The organism is Mycobacterium sp. (assembly GCF_035314665.1).
Taxonomy (GTDB): Bacteria; Actinomycetota; Actinomycetes; order Mycobacteriales; family Mycobacteriaceae; genus Mycobacterium.
Genome location: NZ_DATFZD010000126.1, coordinates 1 through 15297 on the forward strand (window position 1 = coordinate 1; position 15297 = coordinate 15297).

At 68.4% G+C, this 15297-nt stretch carries 14 protein-coding genes; 3 read left to right on the top strand and 11 right to left on the bottom strand.

Annotated features, from left to right (window positions below):
- From VKI00_RS09825 to VKI00_RS09840, 4 genes are all read right to left on the bottom strand, one after another.
- On the bottom strand, positions 1-779 hold a 779-nt coding region (locus tag VKI00_RS09825; RefSeq protein WP_324437130.1), incomplete at its 3' end, for an aldehyde dehydrogenase family protein.
- Positions 776-1486 carry a gamma-glutamyl-gamma-aminobutyrate hydrolase family protein gene (locus tag VKI00_RS09830; protein WP_324437131.1) on the bottom strand — a complete coding sequence of 237 codons (711 nt, stop codon included), beginning with the start codon at positions 1484-1486 and terminating at the stop codon, positions 776-778. The genes VKI00_RS09825 and VKI00_RS09830, both read right to left, overlap by 4 nt.
- Positions 1487-1517: 31 nt before the next feature.
- Complete coding sequence (locus tag VKI00_RS09835; RefSeq protein ID WP_324437133.1) at positions 1518-2861, bottom strand: glutamine synthetase family protein; 1344 nt, start codon at positions 2859-2861, stop codon at positions 1518-1520.
- Between the two features lie 155 nt (positions 2862-3016).
- Positions 3017-3457, bottom strand: coding sequence for a Fur family transcriptional regulator (locus VKI00_RS09840; protein WP_324437135.1), 441 nt, complete (start codon positions 3455-3457; stop codon positions 3017-3019).
- A 193-nt stretch (positions 3458-3650) separates the two neighbouring features.
- Here VKI00_RS09840 and VKI00_RS09845 point away from each other — a divergent pair, with 193 nt between their 5' ends.
- The 3 genes from VKI00_RS09845 to ngg are packed head-to-tail and all read left to right on the top strand — an operon-like array spanning position 3651 to position 8377.
- Positions 3651-4748, top strand: a complete 1098-nt coding sequence (locus VKI00_RS09845) for a HoxN/HupN/NixA family nickel/cobalt transporter (protein WP_414687161.1) — start codon at positions 3651-3653, stop codon at positions 4746-4748.
- A 51-nt stretch (positions 4749-4799) separates the two neighbouring features.
- Complete coding sequence (locus VKI00_RS09850; protein ID WP_324437137.1) at positions 4800-6605, top strand: N-acetylglutaminylglutamine amidotransferase; 1806 nt, start codon at positions 4800-4802, stop codon at positions 6603-6605.
- On the top strand, positions 6602-8377 hold the full coding sequence (gene ngg, locus VKI00_RS09855; protein WP_324437139.1) for an N-acetylglutaminylglutamine synthetase: 1776 nt from the start codon (positions 6602-6604) through the stop codon (positions 8375-8377). The genes VKI00_RS09850 and ngg overlap by 4 nt, the downstream gene beginning before the upstream one ends.
- 27 nt (positions 8378-8404) lie before the next feature.
- Here the strand turns inward: ngg and VKI00_RS09860 are convergent, their stop codons facing one another.
- From VKI00_RS09860 to VKI00_RS09890, 7 genes are all read right to left on the bottom strand, one after another.
- Complete coding sequence (locus tag VKI00_RS09860) at positions 8405-8968, bottom strand: alpha/beta hydrolase (protein WP_324437141.1); 564 nt, start codon at positions 8966-8968, stop codon at positions 8405-8407.
- Positions 8969-9032: 64 nt separating this feature from the next.
- On the bottom strand, positions 9033-9719 hold the full coding sequence (locus tag VKI00_RS09865) for a hypothetical protein (RefSeq protein ID WP_324437143.1): 687 nt from the start codon (positions 9717-9719) through the stop codon (positions 9033-9035).
- Between the two features lie 10 nt (positions 9720-9729).
- Positions 9730-11217, bottom strand: a complete 1488-nt coding sequence (locus tag VKI00_RS09870) for a cobyric acid synthase (RefSeq protein ID WP_324437145.1) — start codon at positions 11215-11217, stop codon at positions 9730-9732.
- 4 nt (positions 11218-11221) lie between these two features.
- Positions 11222-12079 (bottom strand): type I methionyl aminopeptidase, encoded by an 858-nt coding sequence (map, locus tag VKI00_RS09875; protein ID WP_324437147.1) that lies wholly within the window; start codon positions 12077-12079, stop codon positions 11222-11224.
- A gap of 51 nt (positions 12080-12130) precedes the next feature.
- Positions 12131-12709, bottom strand: a complete 579-nt coding sequence (locus VKI00_RS09880) for a DUF1707 SHOCT-like domain-containing protein (protein ID WP_324437148.1) — start codon at positions 12707-12709, stop codon at positions 12131-12133.
- A gap of 240 nt (positions 12710-12949) precedes the next feature.
- A complete protein-coding gene (locus tag VKI00_RS09885; RefSeq protein ID WP_324437150.1) occupies positions 12950-13243 on the bottom strand; it encodes a hypothetical protein in 294 nt (97 codons plus the stop codon).
- A gap of 199 nt (positions 13244-13442) precedes the next feature.
- Positions 13443-15263, bottom strand: a complete 1821-nt coding sequence (locus VKI00_RS09890; protein WP_324437152.1) for a penicillin-binding transpeptidase domain-containing protein — start codon at positions 15261-15263, stop codon at positions 13443-13445.
- Between the last annotated feature and the right edge of the window lie 34 nt (positions 15264-15297).

The window sequence follows — 15297 nt, forward strand, 5'->3', positions numbered from 1 at the left end:
CCGGCGTTGTCGAACACCCCGTAGGGTGCGGTCGCTGCCGCCTTCTCCAGGTCGCAGTCGTCGAAGACGATGTTGGCGCTCTTGCCGCCGAGTTCGAGGGTGACCCGCTTGACCTGATCCGCCGCACCCGCCATCACCTTCGTGCCGACTTCGGTGGAACCGGTGAACACGATCTTGCGCACGTCCGGGTGCGTGACGAACCGCTCCCCGACCACCGAGCCCCTGCCCGGCAGCACCTGGAACAGATCGGCGGGCAGCCCCGCCTCGACCGCCACCTCACCCAGGCGCATCGTTGTCAGCGGCGTCCACTCGGCCGGCTTCACCAGGACCGCGTTGCCCGCGGCCAGGGCGGGCGCAAAGCCCCACGACGCGATCGTCATCGGGAAGTTCCACGGGGTGATGACTCCCACCACTCCAAGCGGCTCGTTGAACGTGACGTCAAGACCACCCGCTACCGGAATCTGCTTGCCGGACAGCCGCTCCGGGCTGGCCGCGTAGTACTGGAGAACATCGCGGACGTGGCCGGCTTCCCACTCCGCCGACGAGATCGGGTGGCCGGAGTTGGCCACCTCCAACGCCGCGAGCTCGTCGATGTGCTCGTCGACCGCTGCCGCGAAGACGCGTAGCCGCGCGGCCCGGTCAGCGGGAGCCAGCCTGGCCCAATCGCGCTGCGCAATTCGGGCCCTGACCACCGCGTCGTCGACGCCTGCTGCGTCGACCTGCTCGACGGTCCGCAGCACCTCCTCGGTGGCGGGGTTGATGACGTCAGATGTCGTCATCCGCCGACACGCCCCATCGCAAACGCTGTTGCGGCAGCCACCGCCCCGGCGAACAACCGCAGGTCATTGAGCCGTTCCTCGGGATGCCACTGGACCGCGACGACGAAGTTCTCGGCGGCCAGTTCGATCGCCTCGATCACGCCGTCGGGGTCGTGCGCCGCGACGATCAGGCCGCTGCCCAGGTCGGCGATCGCCTGGTGGTGGTAGCACTGCTCATCCGACGAGCGTCCGATCAGCGACGCGAGTCGTGTGCCGGGCACCGTCCGCACCGTCGAGGTGCTGAACACCGCGTTGCCGGCCTGGTGACGACTGTGACCGAGCACGTCGGGCAGGTGCTGGTGCAGTGTGCCGCCCAGTGCGACGTTGAGCACCTGGGCGCCGCGGCAGATGCCGAGCACCGGCATGCCGCGCCGCAGTGCGCCGGCCAGCAGCGCGAATTCCCAGGCGTCGCGGTCGGCTCGGGGGTCGTCGGTCATCGGGTGCGGCACCTGCCCGTACCGCGACGGATCGACGTCCTTACCGCCCGTGATCACCAATCCGTCCAGCCCGTCGAGGACCCGCGCGGCGATGTGCTCGTCGACCGGCTGCGGGGGCAGCAGCACCGCGATGCCACCGGCGCGGGTGACTCCGTCGAAGTAGATGTGCGGCAGGAAGCTGGCACGCACGTCCCAAATCCCGGTCTGTGCCTGCTCAAGGTAGGTAGTCATGCCCAGCACGGGCCGCAACCCGGCGAAAGCTTCAGAGCCGTTCAAATCCCCGTACTTTCTCCCAGTCCGTCACCGCGGAGTTGAATGCAGCCAACTCGACGCGCGCGTTGTTCAGATAGTGCTCGACGACCTCCTCCCCGAACGCCCCGCGCGCCACCTTCGAGCCGGCGAACAGCGCGGCGGCTTCGGCGAGCGTGGTCGGGAGCCGCTCGGCCCCGCTTTCGTAGGCGTTGCCCTCAAAGGGGGCCGGCAACTCGAGATTCTCGTCGATGCCGTGCAGGCCGCCGGCGATCAGCGCCGCCACGGCCAGGTACTGGTTGACGTCGCCACCGGGGGCGCGGCATTCCATCCGCATGCCGTGACCGTGTCCGACGATCCGCAGCGCGCAGGTCCGATTGTCCATTCCCCATGCCACCGCGGTGGGGGCGAAGCTGCCATCGACAAACCGCTTGTAAGAGTTGATGTTCGGCGCATAGAACAGGGTCAGCTCGCGCAGCGTGGCCAGCTGCCCGGCCACGAAGCTGCGAAACAGCGGCGACATCTCGGCGTCGGCGTCGGCGAACACCGCGCTGCCGTCCTCTCCGCGCAGTGAGATGTGGATGTGGCAGCTGTTGCCCTCGCGCTCGTCGAACTTCGCCATGAACGTGATGCTCTTTCCATGCTGGTCGGCGATCTCCTTCGCGCCGTTCTTGTAGATCGTGTGGTTGTCACACGTCACCAGCGCGTGGTCGTAACGAAACGCGATCTCCTGCTGGCCGAGGTTGCACTCGCCTTTGACGCCTTCGCAGTACATGCCCGCGCCGATCATGCCGAGCCGGATGTCGCGCAGCAGCCGCTCCATCCGGGTCGATGCCAGCATCGCGTAGTCGACGTTGTAGTCGGTGGCCGGGGTCAGGCCGCGGTAGCCCCTCGCCCAGGCCTCGCGATAGGTGTCGTCGAACACGATGAACTCCAACTCGGTGCCGGTGTACGGCACCAGGCCGCGCTGAGACAGCCGCTCGATCTGCGATCTGAGGATGCTGCGCGGCGCGACCGTGACCGGGCTGCCGTCGTCCCGGCTGAGATCGGCGATCACCAGCGCCGTGCCGGGCAGCCACGGGATCCGGCGCAACGTGGTGAAGTCCGGCGTCATCACCATGTCGCCGTAGCCGGTGTCCCAGCTCGACATCGCGTAACCGCCGACCGTGTTCATGTCGACATCAACCGCCAGCAGGTAGTTGCAGCATTCGGCGCCGTGCTTGGCGACGTCCTCCACGAACAACCGCGCCGACACCCGTTTGCCGGTCAGCCGGCCCTGCATGTCGGCGAACGCGACGATCACCGTGTCGATGTCGCCCGCGGCGATCAGCTCTTCGAGTTCGGTCAGCGACAACATGCCGAAAAGTCAACCATTGGGTGCTCCTCCTGCCGCCGTGCTGGCCCCGATCTGACTCAACCGTCCCTCCAAAGGTAGGACTGCAGACCTTTGAGGCTCTACTGTCGGCTGATCCTGCTGGCACCTGTCGGTGAGAGCCGGACGTGGCGTCACGATCAGTCCTGGCAGTTCGGGCACAGGCCGTGCAGCGTCAGCCCGGCCCGCTCGGACAACGTGAATGAACTGCCCTCGATCGCGTGTTTCAGCGCCGAGCTGAGCTGATGCGCGGGCACCTCGATGATCGCGCCGCACCGGGTGCAGACCGCGTGGTGATGCGGGTCCTCCGCGAGGCCGTAGGTGGTCACCCCGCCCTCGACGGTCAGCGCGTGCAGCACGCCGAGCTCCACCAGCGTGGTCACTGTCCGATACACGGTCGCCAGGTCCGGCGCCGGACCGTCCACCGGGTTCGCGTCGAGCAGCCGCTGATGGATCTCGGCGACCGAGAGGTGGCCGCGCACCGGCTCCAGCGTCGCCAGCACCGCGATCCGCGGCGCGGTGCGACGTAGCCCGCGCGCCCGCAGCAGATCACCGATCCGCTCCGCGGCCTTCCTTGTCACGAAAACAGTGTCTCCCCGGCCGCGCGCGCTGCCAATGGCGGTGGTGACCGAGCGCACGCAGCGCCCACCGTGAACACACTGCGAAATCTCACGGGCGAAATCTCGCAGTACCTTCACGTTCGCGAATCCACCCGGACACCTGGTTGTTGCGAATTGCTTGCAACAGCGCATCTACCGGGCTTACCGTCAAACGGTGGTGGACCGACCAGCGTCGTGGCTCCCCCGTGTGCGCGCCGCGCTGACGGCGCGCGAATGGCTCACCTTCGCGTCGATGGTCGGCGTCATCGCCGCGCTGCATGTGATCGGCTGGGTGACACTCGTCGTACTCGTTGCGCCGCAGCATTTCAGCGTGGGCGACAAGGCTCTCGGCATCGGCGTCGGCATCACCGCGTACACGTTGGGACTGCGGCACGCATTCGACGCCGACCACATCGCGGCAATCGACAACACCACCCGCAAGCTGATGGCCGACGGCCGGCGCCCGCTCGGCGTGGGATTCTTCTTCTCGATCGGGCATTCGACGGTGGTGTTCGGGCTGGCGCTGCTGCTGTCGATCGGAGTCAAGGCGCTCGCCGGGCCGGTCGAACAGGACTCATCGGCACTGCACCGCTACACCGGACTGATCGGCACCAGCGTGTCCGGCCTGTTTCTGTACCTGATCGCCACCATCAACATCGTGATCCTTGTCGGCATCGTGCGGGTCTTCCGGCGGATGCGCGGCGGCGACTATGACGAGGCCGCGCTCGAGCAGCAGCTGAACAACCGCGGTCTGATGAACCGGCTGTTCGGACGGTTCACCCGATCGATCTCGAAGTCGTGGCACGCCTATCCACTCGGACTGCTGTTCGGGCTCGGCTTCGACACGGCCACCGAAATCGCGCTGCTCGTGCTGGCCGGCACCAGTGCCGTCGCGGGGCTGCCCTGGTACGCGATCCTGTGCCTGCCCGTGCTGTTCGCCGCCGGGATGAGCCTGCTCGACACCGCCGACGGCACGTTCATGAACTTCGCATACGGCTGGGCGTTCTCGCGGCCGGTGCGCAAGGTCTACTACAACATCACGATCACCGGGCTGTCGGTGGCCGTCGCGCTGATCATCGGCAGCGTTGAACTGCTTGGGTTGCTGGCCCGGCAGCTGGGGCTGTCCGGTGGCTTCTGGGGCTGGATTGCCGGCATTGATCTCAACGTCATCGGACTCGTCATCGTCGCGATGTTCGTGCTGACCTGGGCGGTAGCGCTGTTGGTGTGGCGGTTCGCGCGCATCGAGGAGCGGTTCAGCGCCCGGGAAGGCTGAGCGGTCGCTCGGTATCGATGCTGCGCAAGGCCAGGCGGTAGGGTCGAAACGATGTGTGGAGCGACCGGGGAGGTACGCCTCGACGGCCGGACGCCTGACGTCGCTGCCGTGGCTGCCATGACGGAGGCGATGACGCCCCGCGGGCCGGACGCGGCAGGCGTGTGGTCGCGAGGTCGGGTCGCGCTCGGCCATCGGCGCCTGAAGATCATCGACCTCTCCGACGCCGCCGCCCAGCCGATGGTCGACGCCGAACTCGGGCTGACCGTCTGCTGGAACGGCTGCATCTACAACTACAAGGCGCTGCGCGCCGAACTGGCGGGCCACGGCTACCGGTTCTTCTCCCACAGCGACACCGAGGTGATCCTCAAGGCCTACCACAACTGGGGCGACCGGTTCGTCGAGCACCTCTACGGCATGTTCGCCTTCGCGATCGTCGAGCGCGACAGCGGCCGCGTGCTGCTCGGCCGCGACCGACTGGGCATCAAACCCCTCTACCTCACCGAGGACGCGCACCGCGTCCGGTTCGCGTCGTCGTTGCCCGCGCTGGTCGCCGGTGGCGATGTCGACACCCGCATCGACCCCGTCGCGCTGCACCACTACCTGTCCTTCCACTCCGTCGTGCCGCCGCCACTTACGATCCTGCGAGGGGTGACGAAGGTCCCCCCGGCTTCGCTCGTCGCGATCGAGCCTGATGGTCGCCGCACCACCACGACGTATTGGACGCCCTGCTTCACCCGTCACGCCGACCGGTCGGACTGGTCCGAGCGCGACTGGGAAGACGCCGTGCTGTCGACCCTTCGCGTCGCCGTCGAGCGGCGCATGGTGGCCGACGTGCCGGTCGGCTGCCTGCTGTCCGGCGGTGTGGACTCCAGCCTGATCGTGGGCCTGCTCGCCGAGGCGGGCCAGACCCACCTGTCGACGTTTTCGATCGGCTTCGAGTCGGTCGGCGGCGTCGCAGGCGACGAGTTCAAGTGGTCGGACATCGTCGCCGAACGGTTTGACACCGACCACCACCAGTTGCGCATCGGCACCGACCGGATGCTGCCCGCGCTCGACGGCGCCATCGGCGCGATGAGCGAGCCGATGGTCAGCCACGACTGCGTCGCGTTCTACCTGCTCAGCGAGGAGGTGTCGCGGCACGTGAAGGTCGTGCAGTCCGGCCAGGGTGCCGACGAGGTATTCGCCGGATACCACTGGTACCCACCGATGAGCGCGCCGGACGCCGCCACCGTCGACGGCTCGGTCGCGAGCTATCGCAAGGGGTTCTTCGACCGTGACAGCGACGGCGTCCGGGCCCTGGCGAATGCCGGCATAGTGGCTGCCGGCGACCCCAGCGGGCGGTTCGTGTCCGAGCACTTCGCCCGCGCCGGGGCTGAGACCGGCGTCGACCGGGCGCTGCGGCTCGACACCACGGTGATGCTGGTCGACGACCCCGTCAAGCGCGTCGACAACATGACGATGGCGTGGGGGCTGGAGGGCCGGGTCCCGTTCCTCGACCATGAGCTGGTCGAACTGGCCGCTACGTGCCCGCCGGAGCTCAAGACCGCGCACGGCGGCAAGGGGGTGCTCAAGCAGGCTGCCCGGCGCGTCATTCCCGCCGAGGTTATCGACCGCCCGAAGGGCTACTTCCCGGTGCCTGCCTTGACCCATCTCAAGGGCCCGTACCTCGAGCTGGTCCGCGACGCGCTGTACGCGCCCGCCGCCAAGGAGCGGGACCTGTTCCGCCCCGAGGCGGTGGACCGCCTCGTGGCCGACCCGAACGGGCGCCTGACCCCGTTGCGGGGCAACGAGCTGTGGCAGATCGCGCTGCTGGAGCTGTGGCTGCAGCGCCGTCGCATCACCGGACCGGCCGCATGACCGTCCTCGACCCCGACGAGGACCATCCCGAGGCGATCACCCTCGGCCTTCACCACGCGTCGCCGCAGCACCTCGTCGACGTGATGGCCGAGGACGTGGTCCTCGACCTGGGCTGGGGCCGGCTGATCTTCGGGCAGACCTTCGCCGATCCCGAGAAGCTCCCGGAGGTCCTGCGCAGGGAGGGCCCGGGACGCCGCGACATCTGCATCTACGCCCGCGAATCCCATGTCGTCGTCGCCCGGTCGCCGAGCGAGCTGTTCATCGACCCCAGCCACACGTACCGGCTGCGCTTCTCCGGGGATGAATCCATGATCGGCGCCTCCGCGGTCGGCATCACCGTGCGCGGGCTTGAGAGCCCCGCCGACGCCGACGCGATGAACCGCGTCTACGTCCGGTGCTCGATGGTTCCTGCACCGGTGGATGTGATCTGGCACAACCACCTCCATGCCGAGGCGGTGACCTACCGGGTCGCGGTGCGTGACCACGACCGGCTGGTGATCGGCACGGTGACGGGCGTCGACCACGAGCGGTTGTTCTCCGACCCCGAGCACGGCTCGAGCTTGTGGTCGCTGGCCGTTGACCCCTCCGCGGCCCTCCCCGGCGTCGGCGAGGCGCTCACCCGCGCGCTGGCAGAGCACTACCGTTCGCAGGGCCGCGCCTACTTGGACCTTTCGGTCGCCCACGACAACGCTGCTGCCATCGCCCTCTACGAGAAGCTGGGCTTCCGCCGCGTCCCTGTGCTGGCGATCAAGCGCAAGAATGCGATCAACGAGCCGCTCTTCACCGCCGGACCACCCGAGACCGTCGACGACCTCAACCCCTACGCCCGGATCATCGCCGACGAGGCCATCCGCAGGGGGATCCAGGTCGAGGTGCTCGACGCGGAAACCGGGGAGATGCGACTGACCCACGGCGGACGAACCGTGGTCACGCGCGAGTCGCTCTCGGAGTTCACCTCGGCCATCGCGATGTGCCGCTGCGACGACAAGCGCCTCACCCGGCGCATCGTTGCCGAGGCAGGGATCGCCGTAGCACGCGGGCGGGTGGCGACGGTCGACGAACAGGACCACGCGTTCCTGGCGGAAGTCGGCGACGTGGTGGTCAAGCCTGCGCGGGGCGAACAGGGCAGGGGAATCACCGTCGGTGTCGACGGGCCCGACGAACTCGATGCCGCGCTGGCCCGTGCCTCCGAGCACTGCCCGGAGGTGCTCATCGAGCAGCTGGCGCCGGGCGACGACCTGCGTTTGGTGGTCATCGACGGCAGGGTGATCGCAGCTGCGCTGCGAATGCCCGCCGAGGTGATCGGCACCGGCCGGCACAAGGTGCAGGAGCTGATCGAGGCCCAGAGCAGGCGTCGCGCCGCGGCCACCGGTGGCGAGTCACGCATCCCGATTGACGAGGTCACCGAGGCGACGGTCGCCGAGGCCGGATGGTCGTTTGACGATGTGCTGCCGGAGGGTCACCGGCTGCGGGTGCGCCGCACCGCGAACCTGCATCAGGGCGGCACTATCCACGACGTCACCGCCGAGGTGAACCCGGATTTGTGCGGGGTGGCTGTCGCGGCTGCGGATGCGATCGGCATCCCCGTCACCGGCATCGACCTCCTGGTGCCGGACGTTACTGGCGATGAATACGTGTTCGTCGAGGCCAACGAGCGCCCCGGTCTTGCCAACCACGAGCCGCAGCCCACCGCCGCGGCCTTCATCGACTTCCTGTTCCCCGGCCAGCCGCGCCTGCCCCAGGCCTGGACGCCCGAAGAAGCCGCGCACTAAGCACCAAGCACCAAAGCACTAGGCGCGCTACCAGGTGCTCGCACGCAGCACGATCTCGGCGGCGAGCTGGGCCGTCGACTCTTGGGCGTTGCGCCGGCCCAGCAGCTCAACCAGCCGGAAATCGCCGTACACGTAGCGCTGGCTGGCCCGGGCGACCGCCCGTGCGGCCGGCGTGCTGACCAGCGCGGTGGTGTTGATCTCCACCGGCGGGCAGTGTTGGTCGCGAACCACGCCGGTCATGTCCGCCACCCGCGGATGACCGCGGTCGATGACGACCAGACCGATGAAACGGTCCAGCCTGCTCGCGGCCAGTTCCCACGCGAGTTCGCCGCCCGCCCGGTCACCGACCAGAAGCGCCCACTGCACGCCCAACGAGTCGAGGATGCCGACCACCGACTTGGCGGTCAGCCGCCGGTCGGGTGCGATCACCACGGTCCGCAATTGCGCGGTGTGCAGACGCTGGCAGACAGGGTCGTAGGCGGCGGGCGCATGATGCGCTGCGCAGAGCATGACAACGACGGGCCCCTTGTCGGGGCCTGCCACACTGACGGCTACCGGGAACCCGTCGACGGTGACCATCGACCCAGGCATTTCACGCACGCTACCTGCTCTACGCACCTTGGCGGGCGGCTTTGGGCGGTCTTGCAGCGGTCTTTCAGCTGCCCTGGATTCGGTCCGCCTGTTTGGTGACGATGTCGAGGAACGTCTGCGGCAGTGTCGCTTTCGGCGTGTTAGGTTGCTCTGCGCCCATTTGCTTTGTCGGAAAGGCGATCCCGAACACCGCCATCCGGTCGATGTTCTCGAACGCCATGAAGACGCTCTCTTCGAGCCCGTTCAGTCGCATGGTCTGCTGGTACACCAACTCGCCTGGCCGCGAAGGCGCGAGCTTCGTCGTGGTGATCGGAATGCCCTCCGAGCCCGGGTCGAAGAACGCGTCGAAGTGCTCGCACCGGCTGGCCGTTGCGGCGAGCCGGTCCAGGTCGAGCTTCCAGGACAACACTGTCATCACGGTCCGCGCGCCGTCGTAGGCGACGCTGTACTTCGCGGCGCTGCCCGGTCCGCGTTCGGCGGTCGCGGCGATGACGTCGGTGAGTCCGTTGGAGCAGCCCTCCGGCTTGGACAGCATCGACGCCGGGCCGCCGGCGTTGTCGGGCTGTCCCGGCTTCTCGACGATGCGGCCGTAGTCCACGCCCGGCGGAAAGTCGTCGGGCTTGAGCACCACCTTCTCCAGCTTGGCGCCCGGCCAGGTGGCGGTCCCGCTGACCGACGTCGAGCACCCGGCCAGCACTGCGACGGCCAGCAGGCTCGCACCAGCCCACCTTCCCGCCCGCCGACACCGCATGCGTTTCAGGCTACTGCCGCAGGGCTGCGACGACAGCGGGGCGCGCGGGCGGACCGCTGTCCAGAAGCGTGTGGATCGCGTCGATGTCCAGGTGCGCCGTCAACAGGTCGGCCATCAGGTCCAATTGCGCGTCGCGCCGGGCCGCGACGTCGACGTCGTCGGCGACGACGAAGCCGTGTCTTCCCGCGGCGGCCGCCGCCTCGGTCAGCCAGCGGCGCCGGAACGCGTCGTTGTCGAGCAACCCGTGCCAGTGCGTGCCGTATACCGCGTCACGGGCGATGCCGACGTCGGCCCAGCTCGGCTCTGTGCACCGGGTCAGCCGGCCGTGGTGGATTTCGTAACCCGAAAGCGGCATTTTCCATACGCGAAGTGTCTTCTCGGGGCAGAAGGCGATGTCGGCGTCGAGCAGGCCCAGGCCCGCGACCTGCCCGGCTTTCGACTCCACCGGGTCGTCGATGCGCCGGCACAGCATCTGGAAACCACCGCAGATGCCGAGCACGGCACGGCCCGAATTGGCGTGCGCGGCGACGCCGTCGGCGAGCCCGCGGGCGCGCAGCCAGTCCAGGTCGGCAACGGTGGCCTTGCTGCCGGGGATCACCACCACGTCGGTGTCGGCGAGGTCGGCCGGATCGGTGATCCAGCGCACCAGCACGCCGGGTTCGCAGGCCAGCGCCTCGACATCGGTGGAGTTGGAGATCCGGGGCAGCCGGACCGCCGCGACCCGCAGCCAGTCGTCGCCGCGTGGCGGCTGCGGCGTGCCGACGACTCGATGCGCGACGACTGACACCGAATCCTCGGCGTCGAGCCACAGCTTGTCGGCGTAGGGCAGCACACCGTAGGTGGGCCGGCCCGTCAGCGCGCGCAGCTGGGCGAGGCCGGGCGCCAGCAGCGTCCGGTCGCCGCGGAACTTGTTCACGATGAACCCGGCGATCAGCGCCTGGTCGGCAGGCTCGAGGAGGGCGACCGTCCCGAACAGGTGCGCCAACAGTCCGCCGCGGTCGATGTCCCCGACCAGCACGACGGGCAGGTTCGCGGCGCGGGCCAGCCCCATGTTGGCCAGATCCGTTGCGCGCAGGTTGATTTCGGCCGGAGAACCCGCGCCCTCACAGATCACCGCGTCGAACTCGGCGCGCAGCGACGCGAGTTCACCGGCCACCATTTCGGCGAGCCGGTTGCGGTGATCTGCGTAGTCCGCCGCAGACACCGTGCCGGCCACCCTGCCGCGCAACACCAATTGCGATGAGCACTCGCTTCCCGGCTTGAGCAGTATCGGGTTGAACCGGACGCTGGGCACCAACCCGGCGGCGCGGGCCTGCATCGCCTGCGCCCGCCCGATCTCACCCCCGTCGGCGGTGACCGCAGAGTTGTTGGACATGTTCTGGGCCTTGAACGGTGCGACCCGTATGCCCTTGCGGACCAGCAGACGGCATAGCCCCGCGACCACCATCGACTTGCCGGCGTCGGAGCTGGTGCCGGCGACCAGCAGCGCGCCGCTCACGGGGTCACGGCAGTGTGAGGATCTCGGCGCCGTCGTCGGTGACCACCAGCGTGTGCTCGAACTGGGCAGTCCACTTGCGGTCCTTGGTGGCAACGGTCCAGCCGTCGTCCCAGATCTCGTAGTCGATCGAGCCGAGGTTGATCATCGGTTCGATGGTGAACGTCATGCCGGGCTCGATGATCGTCGTGACGGCAGGCTGGTCATAGTGCAGCACGACCAGCCCGTTGTGGAATGTCGTGCCGACGCCGTGGCCGGTGAAGTCGCGAACCACGTTGTAGCCGAACCGGTTTGCGTACGACTCGATCACCCTCCCGACAACCGACAGCGAACGGCCCGGCTTCACGGCCTTGATCGCGCGCATCATCGCCTCGCGCGTGCGCTCGACGAGCAGCCGGTGCTCCTCGGACACGTCGCCGGCCAGGAACGTCGCGTTGGTGTCACCGTGGACGCCGTCGATGAAGGCCGTGATGTCGATGTTGACGATGTCACCGTCCTCGATCACGGTCGAGTCCGGGATGCCGTGGCAGATGATCTCGTTGAGCGACGTGCAGCAGGATTTCGGAAAACCCTTGTAGCCCAACGTCGATGGGTAGGCGCCGTGATCGATCATGTACTCGTGGGCGATGCGGTCGAGCTCGTCGGTGGTCACACCCGGCGCAACGGCGTTGCCGGCTTCGGCCAACGCTCGGGCGGCGATGCGCCCGGCGACGCGCATCTTCTCGATCACCTCGGGTGTCTGCACCCACGGCTCGTGACCCTCGCGCGCCGTCGGCTTGCCGACGTACTCCGGGCGCGGGATCGACTTGGGCACCGGCCGGGTCGGCGACAGCACGCCGGCGCGCAGCGCGGAACGAACAGTCATATAGCCAGCCTAGTTGAAATAAGTGCCGACGAGCCTCTCGGGCGAGGAGCATCAATGGCGCCGGAATCTCTGGCGACGCGGCCCCCTGATCTTGACCGAACCCAGCACCATCCGCCCGGTCAGCACCACGTGGGGCGTGCCCTCGGCGGGGGCGTTCTTGCGCAGGTCGCTCGCGCTGCCACCGAACACCTCGACGTCATCGACGGAGACGCTTGCGCCGTCGGGCAGCCGGATGTTCACCGAACCGCGGACCATGTCGAGTTCGATGACCACGACCGGCCCGGCGAAGCGGGCGTTGACCAGGTCCAGCTCGACCGACCCGAACCGCCGCACGAGCGCCAGCCGGGTCGGCACGATCCACTCGCCGGAGCGCTTCAACGAACCGAGCCATCCGCGCAGCTGCACGCGATCGGCGGCAGATGTGACGATCGCGCCGGGCCCGGGCAGGTCGCCCACGAGGGTGTCCAAGTCGGCGCGCATCCGCGCCTGCGACACCCGCGCCGAGCGTTCCTCGAACTCGTCGATGTCGATTAGCCCCAGCGCGACCGCGTTGTGCAGCCGGCGCAGCGTGCCGTTGCGGTCGGCGTCCGAGATGCGCAACGCCGCCGCGTCCTCACTGATCCCCGTCATGGCATCCAAACTTACCGCCGGTGCGCCTACGGCCCGGGTTATCGCTACGGCCCGGGGATCAGCGGGGCCATCAGCGCGCCAGACCCGTTCACGCGCGAGATCGAGTCTTCCTCGTAACCGTCCTACCAAGGCCGCAGGCGAACGGCATCCGGCGGCGGGGTGGAGAGGCCGATCATCAGCTCGCCAGGTTACCCAGCGCGCATCGGCAGAAGGCCCCGGGCAAGGGTCCGTTCTGGCTCACTAGCGCCCCCACTGCCACGGCTGCCACGGCGGGCCGCCGCGGTCGTCCCGGTCCCCCCACCAGTCGTGACTGTGGTCCCATCCGTCGGCGTCCATGTGGTGGTCGTCGTGGCAGCCACCCCAGTTCCAGTTGTCGCCCCACCCCGGTTCCCAATTGTCGCCGGGGCACCAGTGATACTGCGGTACCGGGGCGATGTCGGCCTGGGCGGTACCTGACGCCAGCCCCAAACCGGCCAGCCCCAAACCACCGGTCGCCACCATCGTCGCTGCTAACCCTGCGATTCCTTTTCTCATGGCAGGAGGATTCCCGCGCCCCCTCGATTCAACCTGGCCACAAACTCATAAGACGCTGAGAGTTGTGGTGCGGCGTGAGTGGACCGGGAACCTGCGCGCGGTGCAGGAAGCGCTCGGGCATGCCTCGGTGGCAACCACGCAGCGCGCTACACCGCCGTGGACGACGTCGAGATCCGGGCGGCGATGATGGCCGCACAAGTCACGCGAGATAATCGCCGGGCAGCTCTTCGAACATGTGCTTGGTCATCCGGACCGCGTACTCCGAACTGCCACCGCCGACGATCAGCGCCGCGAAGGCCATGTCGCCCCGGTATCCGGCAAACCAGGAGTGCGACCCGCCCGGGAATTCGGCTTCCCCCGTCTTCCCGTGAATGTCCCCGGTTCCGTCGATGTCCTTGGCGGTGCCGTTCGTGACCACCAGCCGCATCATCGGGCGCAGTCCGTCGAGCATCTGCGGCGTGATCGGTGTGTGGTCCCCGGTGACTGTCGTGGGCTGACCCTCGATGAGCTGCGGTACCGGCGTTTTGCCGGCCGCGACGGTCGCGGCCGCGAGCGCCATCCCGAACGGACTGACGAGCACCTTGCCCTGGCCGAAACCGTCCTCGGTCCGCTCGGCGAGGTTGACCGTGGGAGGCACCGAACCGGATACCGTCGGCACCCCGGCGATCTGATAGTCCGGGCCGATGCCGTACTGGGCGGCGGCCACGGTCAGCCCGCTCGGAGGCATCCGGCTGGCCAGCTCGGCGAACGTGGTGTTGCACGAATTGGCGAACGCCTTCGACATCGGCACTGTGCCGAGGTCGAAGCCGCCGTAGTTGGGGATTGTGCGCTGCCCGATGTCGATGTGGCCGGGACAGCCGAGCAGCGTGTTCGGGCTGGCCAGGTCGCGCTGGATCGCCGCGCCTGCGGTGATGATCTTGAACGTCGACCCCGGCGGGTACAGGCCGGTGGTGGCGACGGGCCCATCGGCGTCGGCGGCGGCGTTCTGCGCGATGGCCAGGATTTCGCCGGTGGACGGCTTGATCGCGACGATCATCGCCTTCCTGCCCACGCTGTCGACGGCGTCCTGGGCCGCGTCCTGCACCGCGCGGTCGAGGCTGATCGACACCGACGGCGCCGGCGAGCCGGGCACCTCGTTGAGGACGTTGACGTCGACACCGTTCTGGTTGACGGTGACCACCCGCCAGCCCGCCTCGCCGTCGAGCTCGTCGATGACCGCCTTTTTCACCTCGCCGACGATCGCGGGCGCGAAGTGGTCGTCGGTGGGCAGCAGGTCGGCTTGTGGGGTCACGACGACGCCGGGCAGTCCGTCGATCCCGGCAACCTTGTCGTGGTCGTCAGGTCGAAGAGTGATCAGGTCAAGCGGCTTCGTCGACGAGCTGGCCTGCTCGGCAAGCCGCTGCGGGTCCATCGTGTCATCGAATTGACGCAGCGCATCGGCCACCGCACGTGCGGTCGGCATCAGTTGGTCTCCGGCCGCGGCGGCGTCGAGCTGGTAGTGGTGGAGGTCTCCGGGCACCAGCACGTCGGTGCCGCCGAGCTCGTTGACCGAGGCCCGCCGGGGCGGGTCGGCCCGCAGCGCGAACGTCTGGTGCTCTCCCAGCTTCGGGTGCAGCCCGGCCGCGGTCCAGCGCACCTCCCAGCGACCGTTTTCGCGAATCATGCTCAGCTGACCGTCGTAGGTCCAGATCCGGTTCTTGGGCAGATGCCAGGTGTATCGATAGTCGACGCTGCCGGTGTCTTCGTCGAAGCTCGACCCGAGGACCAGGGCGTCGAAGTGGGTCGCTTGCAACCCGGCCCACGCGGCGTTGAGCGCATCCCGGGCGTCGTCGGGTCGGTCGGTCAATTTGGCCGCGCCGGTGGTGTCGCCGGAGGCCAGCGCGGCGTAGAACTTCTCGGCGGCCGGGCCGGGCCCGTCGGGGCGCGGAGTGCACGCACTGACTGTGTCGACGGCTCCGACCACCGCTGCCACGGTCAGCAGAGCGGCCACTCGCGATACTGCCGAGATCAAAGTTGCCATTGGGGCTGATGTTAAGAAAGTGTTCTGCAAAATC

Coding starts and splice junctions, on each gene's coding strand:
- VKI00_RS09830 (WP_324437131.1), bottom strand. CDS start 1,486: ATGACTACCTACCTTGAGCAGGCACAGACCGGGATTTGGGACGTGCGT.
- VKI00_RS09835 (WP_324437133.1), bottom strand. CDS start 2,861: ATGTTGTCGCTGACCGAACTCGAAGAGCTGATCGCCGCGGGCGACATC.
- VKI00_RS09850 (WP_324437137.1), top strand. CDS start 4,800: ATGTGTGGAGCGACCGGGGAGGTACGCCTCGACGGCCGGACGCCTGAC.
- ngg (WP_324437139.1), top strand. CDS start 6,602: ATGACCGTCCTCGACCCCGACGAGGACCATCCCGAGGCGATCACCCTC.
- VKI00_RS09860 (WP_324437141.1), bottom strand. CDS start 8,968: ATGCCTGGGTCGATGGTCACCGTCGACGGGTTCCCGGTAGCCGTCAGT.
- VKI00_RS09865 (WP_324437143.1), bottom strand. CDS start 9,719: ATGCGGTGTCGGCGGGCGGGAAGGTGGGCTGGTGCGAGCCTGCTGGCC.
- map (WP_324437147.1), bottom strand. CDS start 12,079: ATGACTGTTCGTTCCGCGCTGCGCGCCGGCGTGCTGTCGCCGACCCGG.
- VKI00_RS09880 (WP_324437148.1), bottom strand. CDS start 12,709: ATGACGGGGATCAGTGAGGACGCGGCGGCGTTGCGCATCTCGGACGCC.
- VKI00_RS09885 (WP_324437150.1), bottom strand. CDS start 13,243: ATGAGAAAAGGAATCGCAGGGTTAGCAGCGACGATGGTGGCGACCGGT.
- VKI00_RS09890 (WP_324437152.1), bottom strand. CDS start 15,263: ATGGCAACTTTGATCTCGGCAGTATCGCGAGTGGCCGCTCTGCTGACC.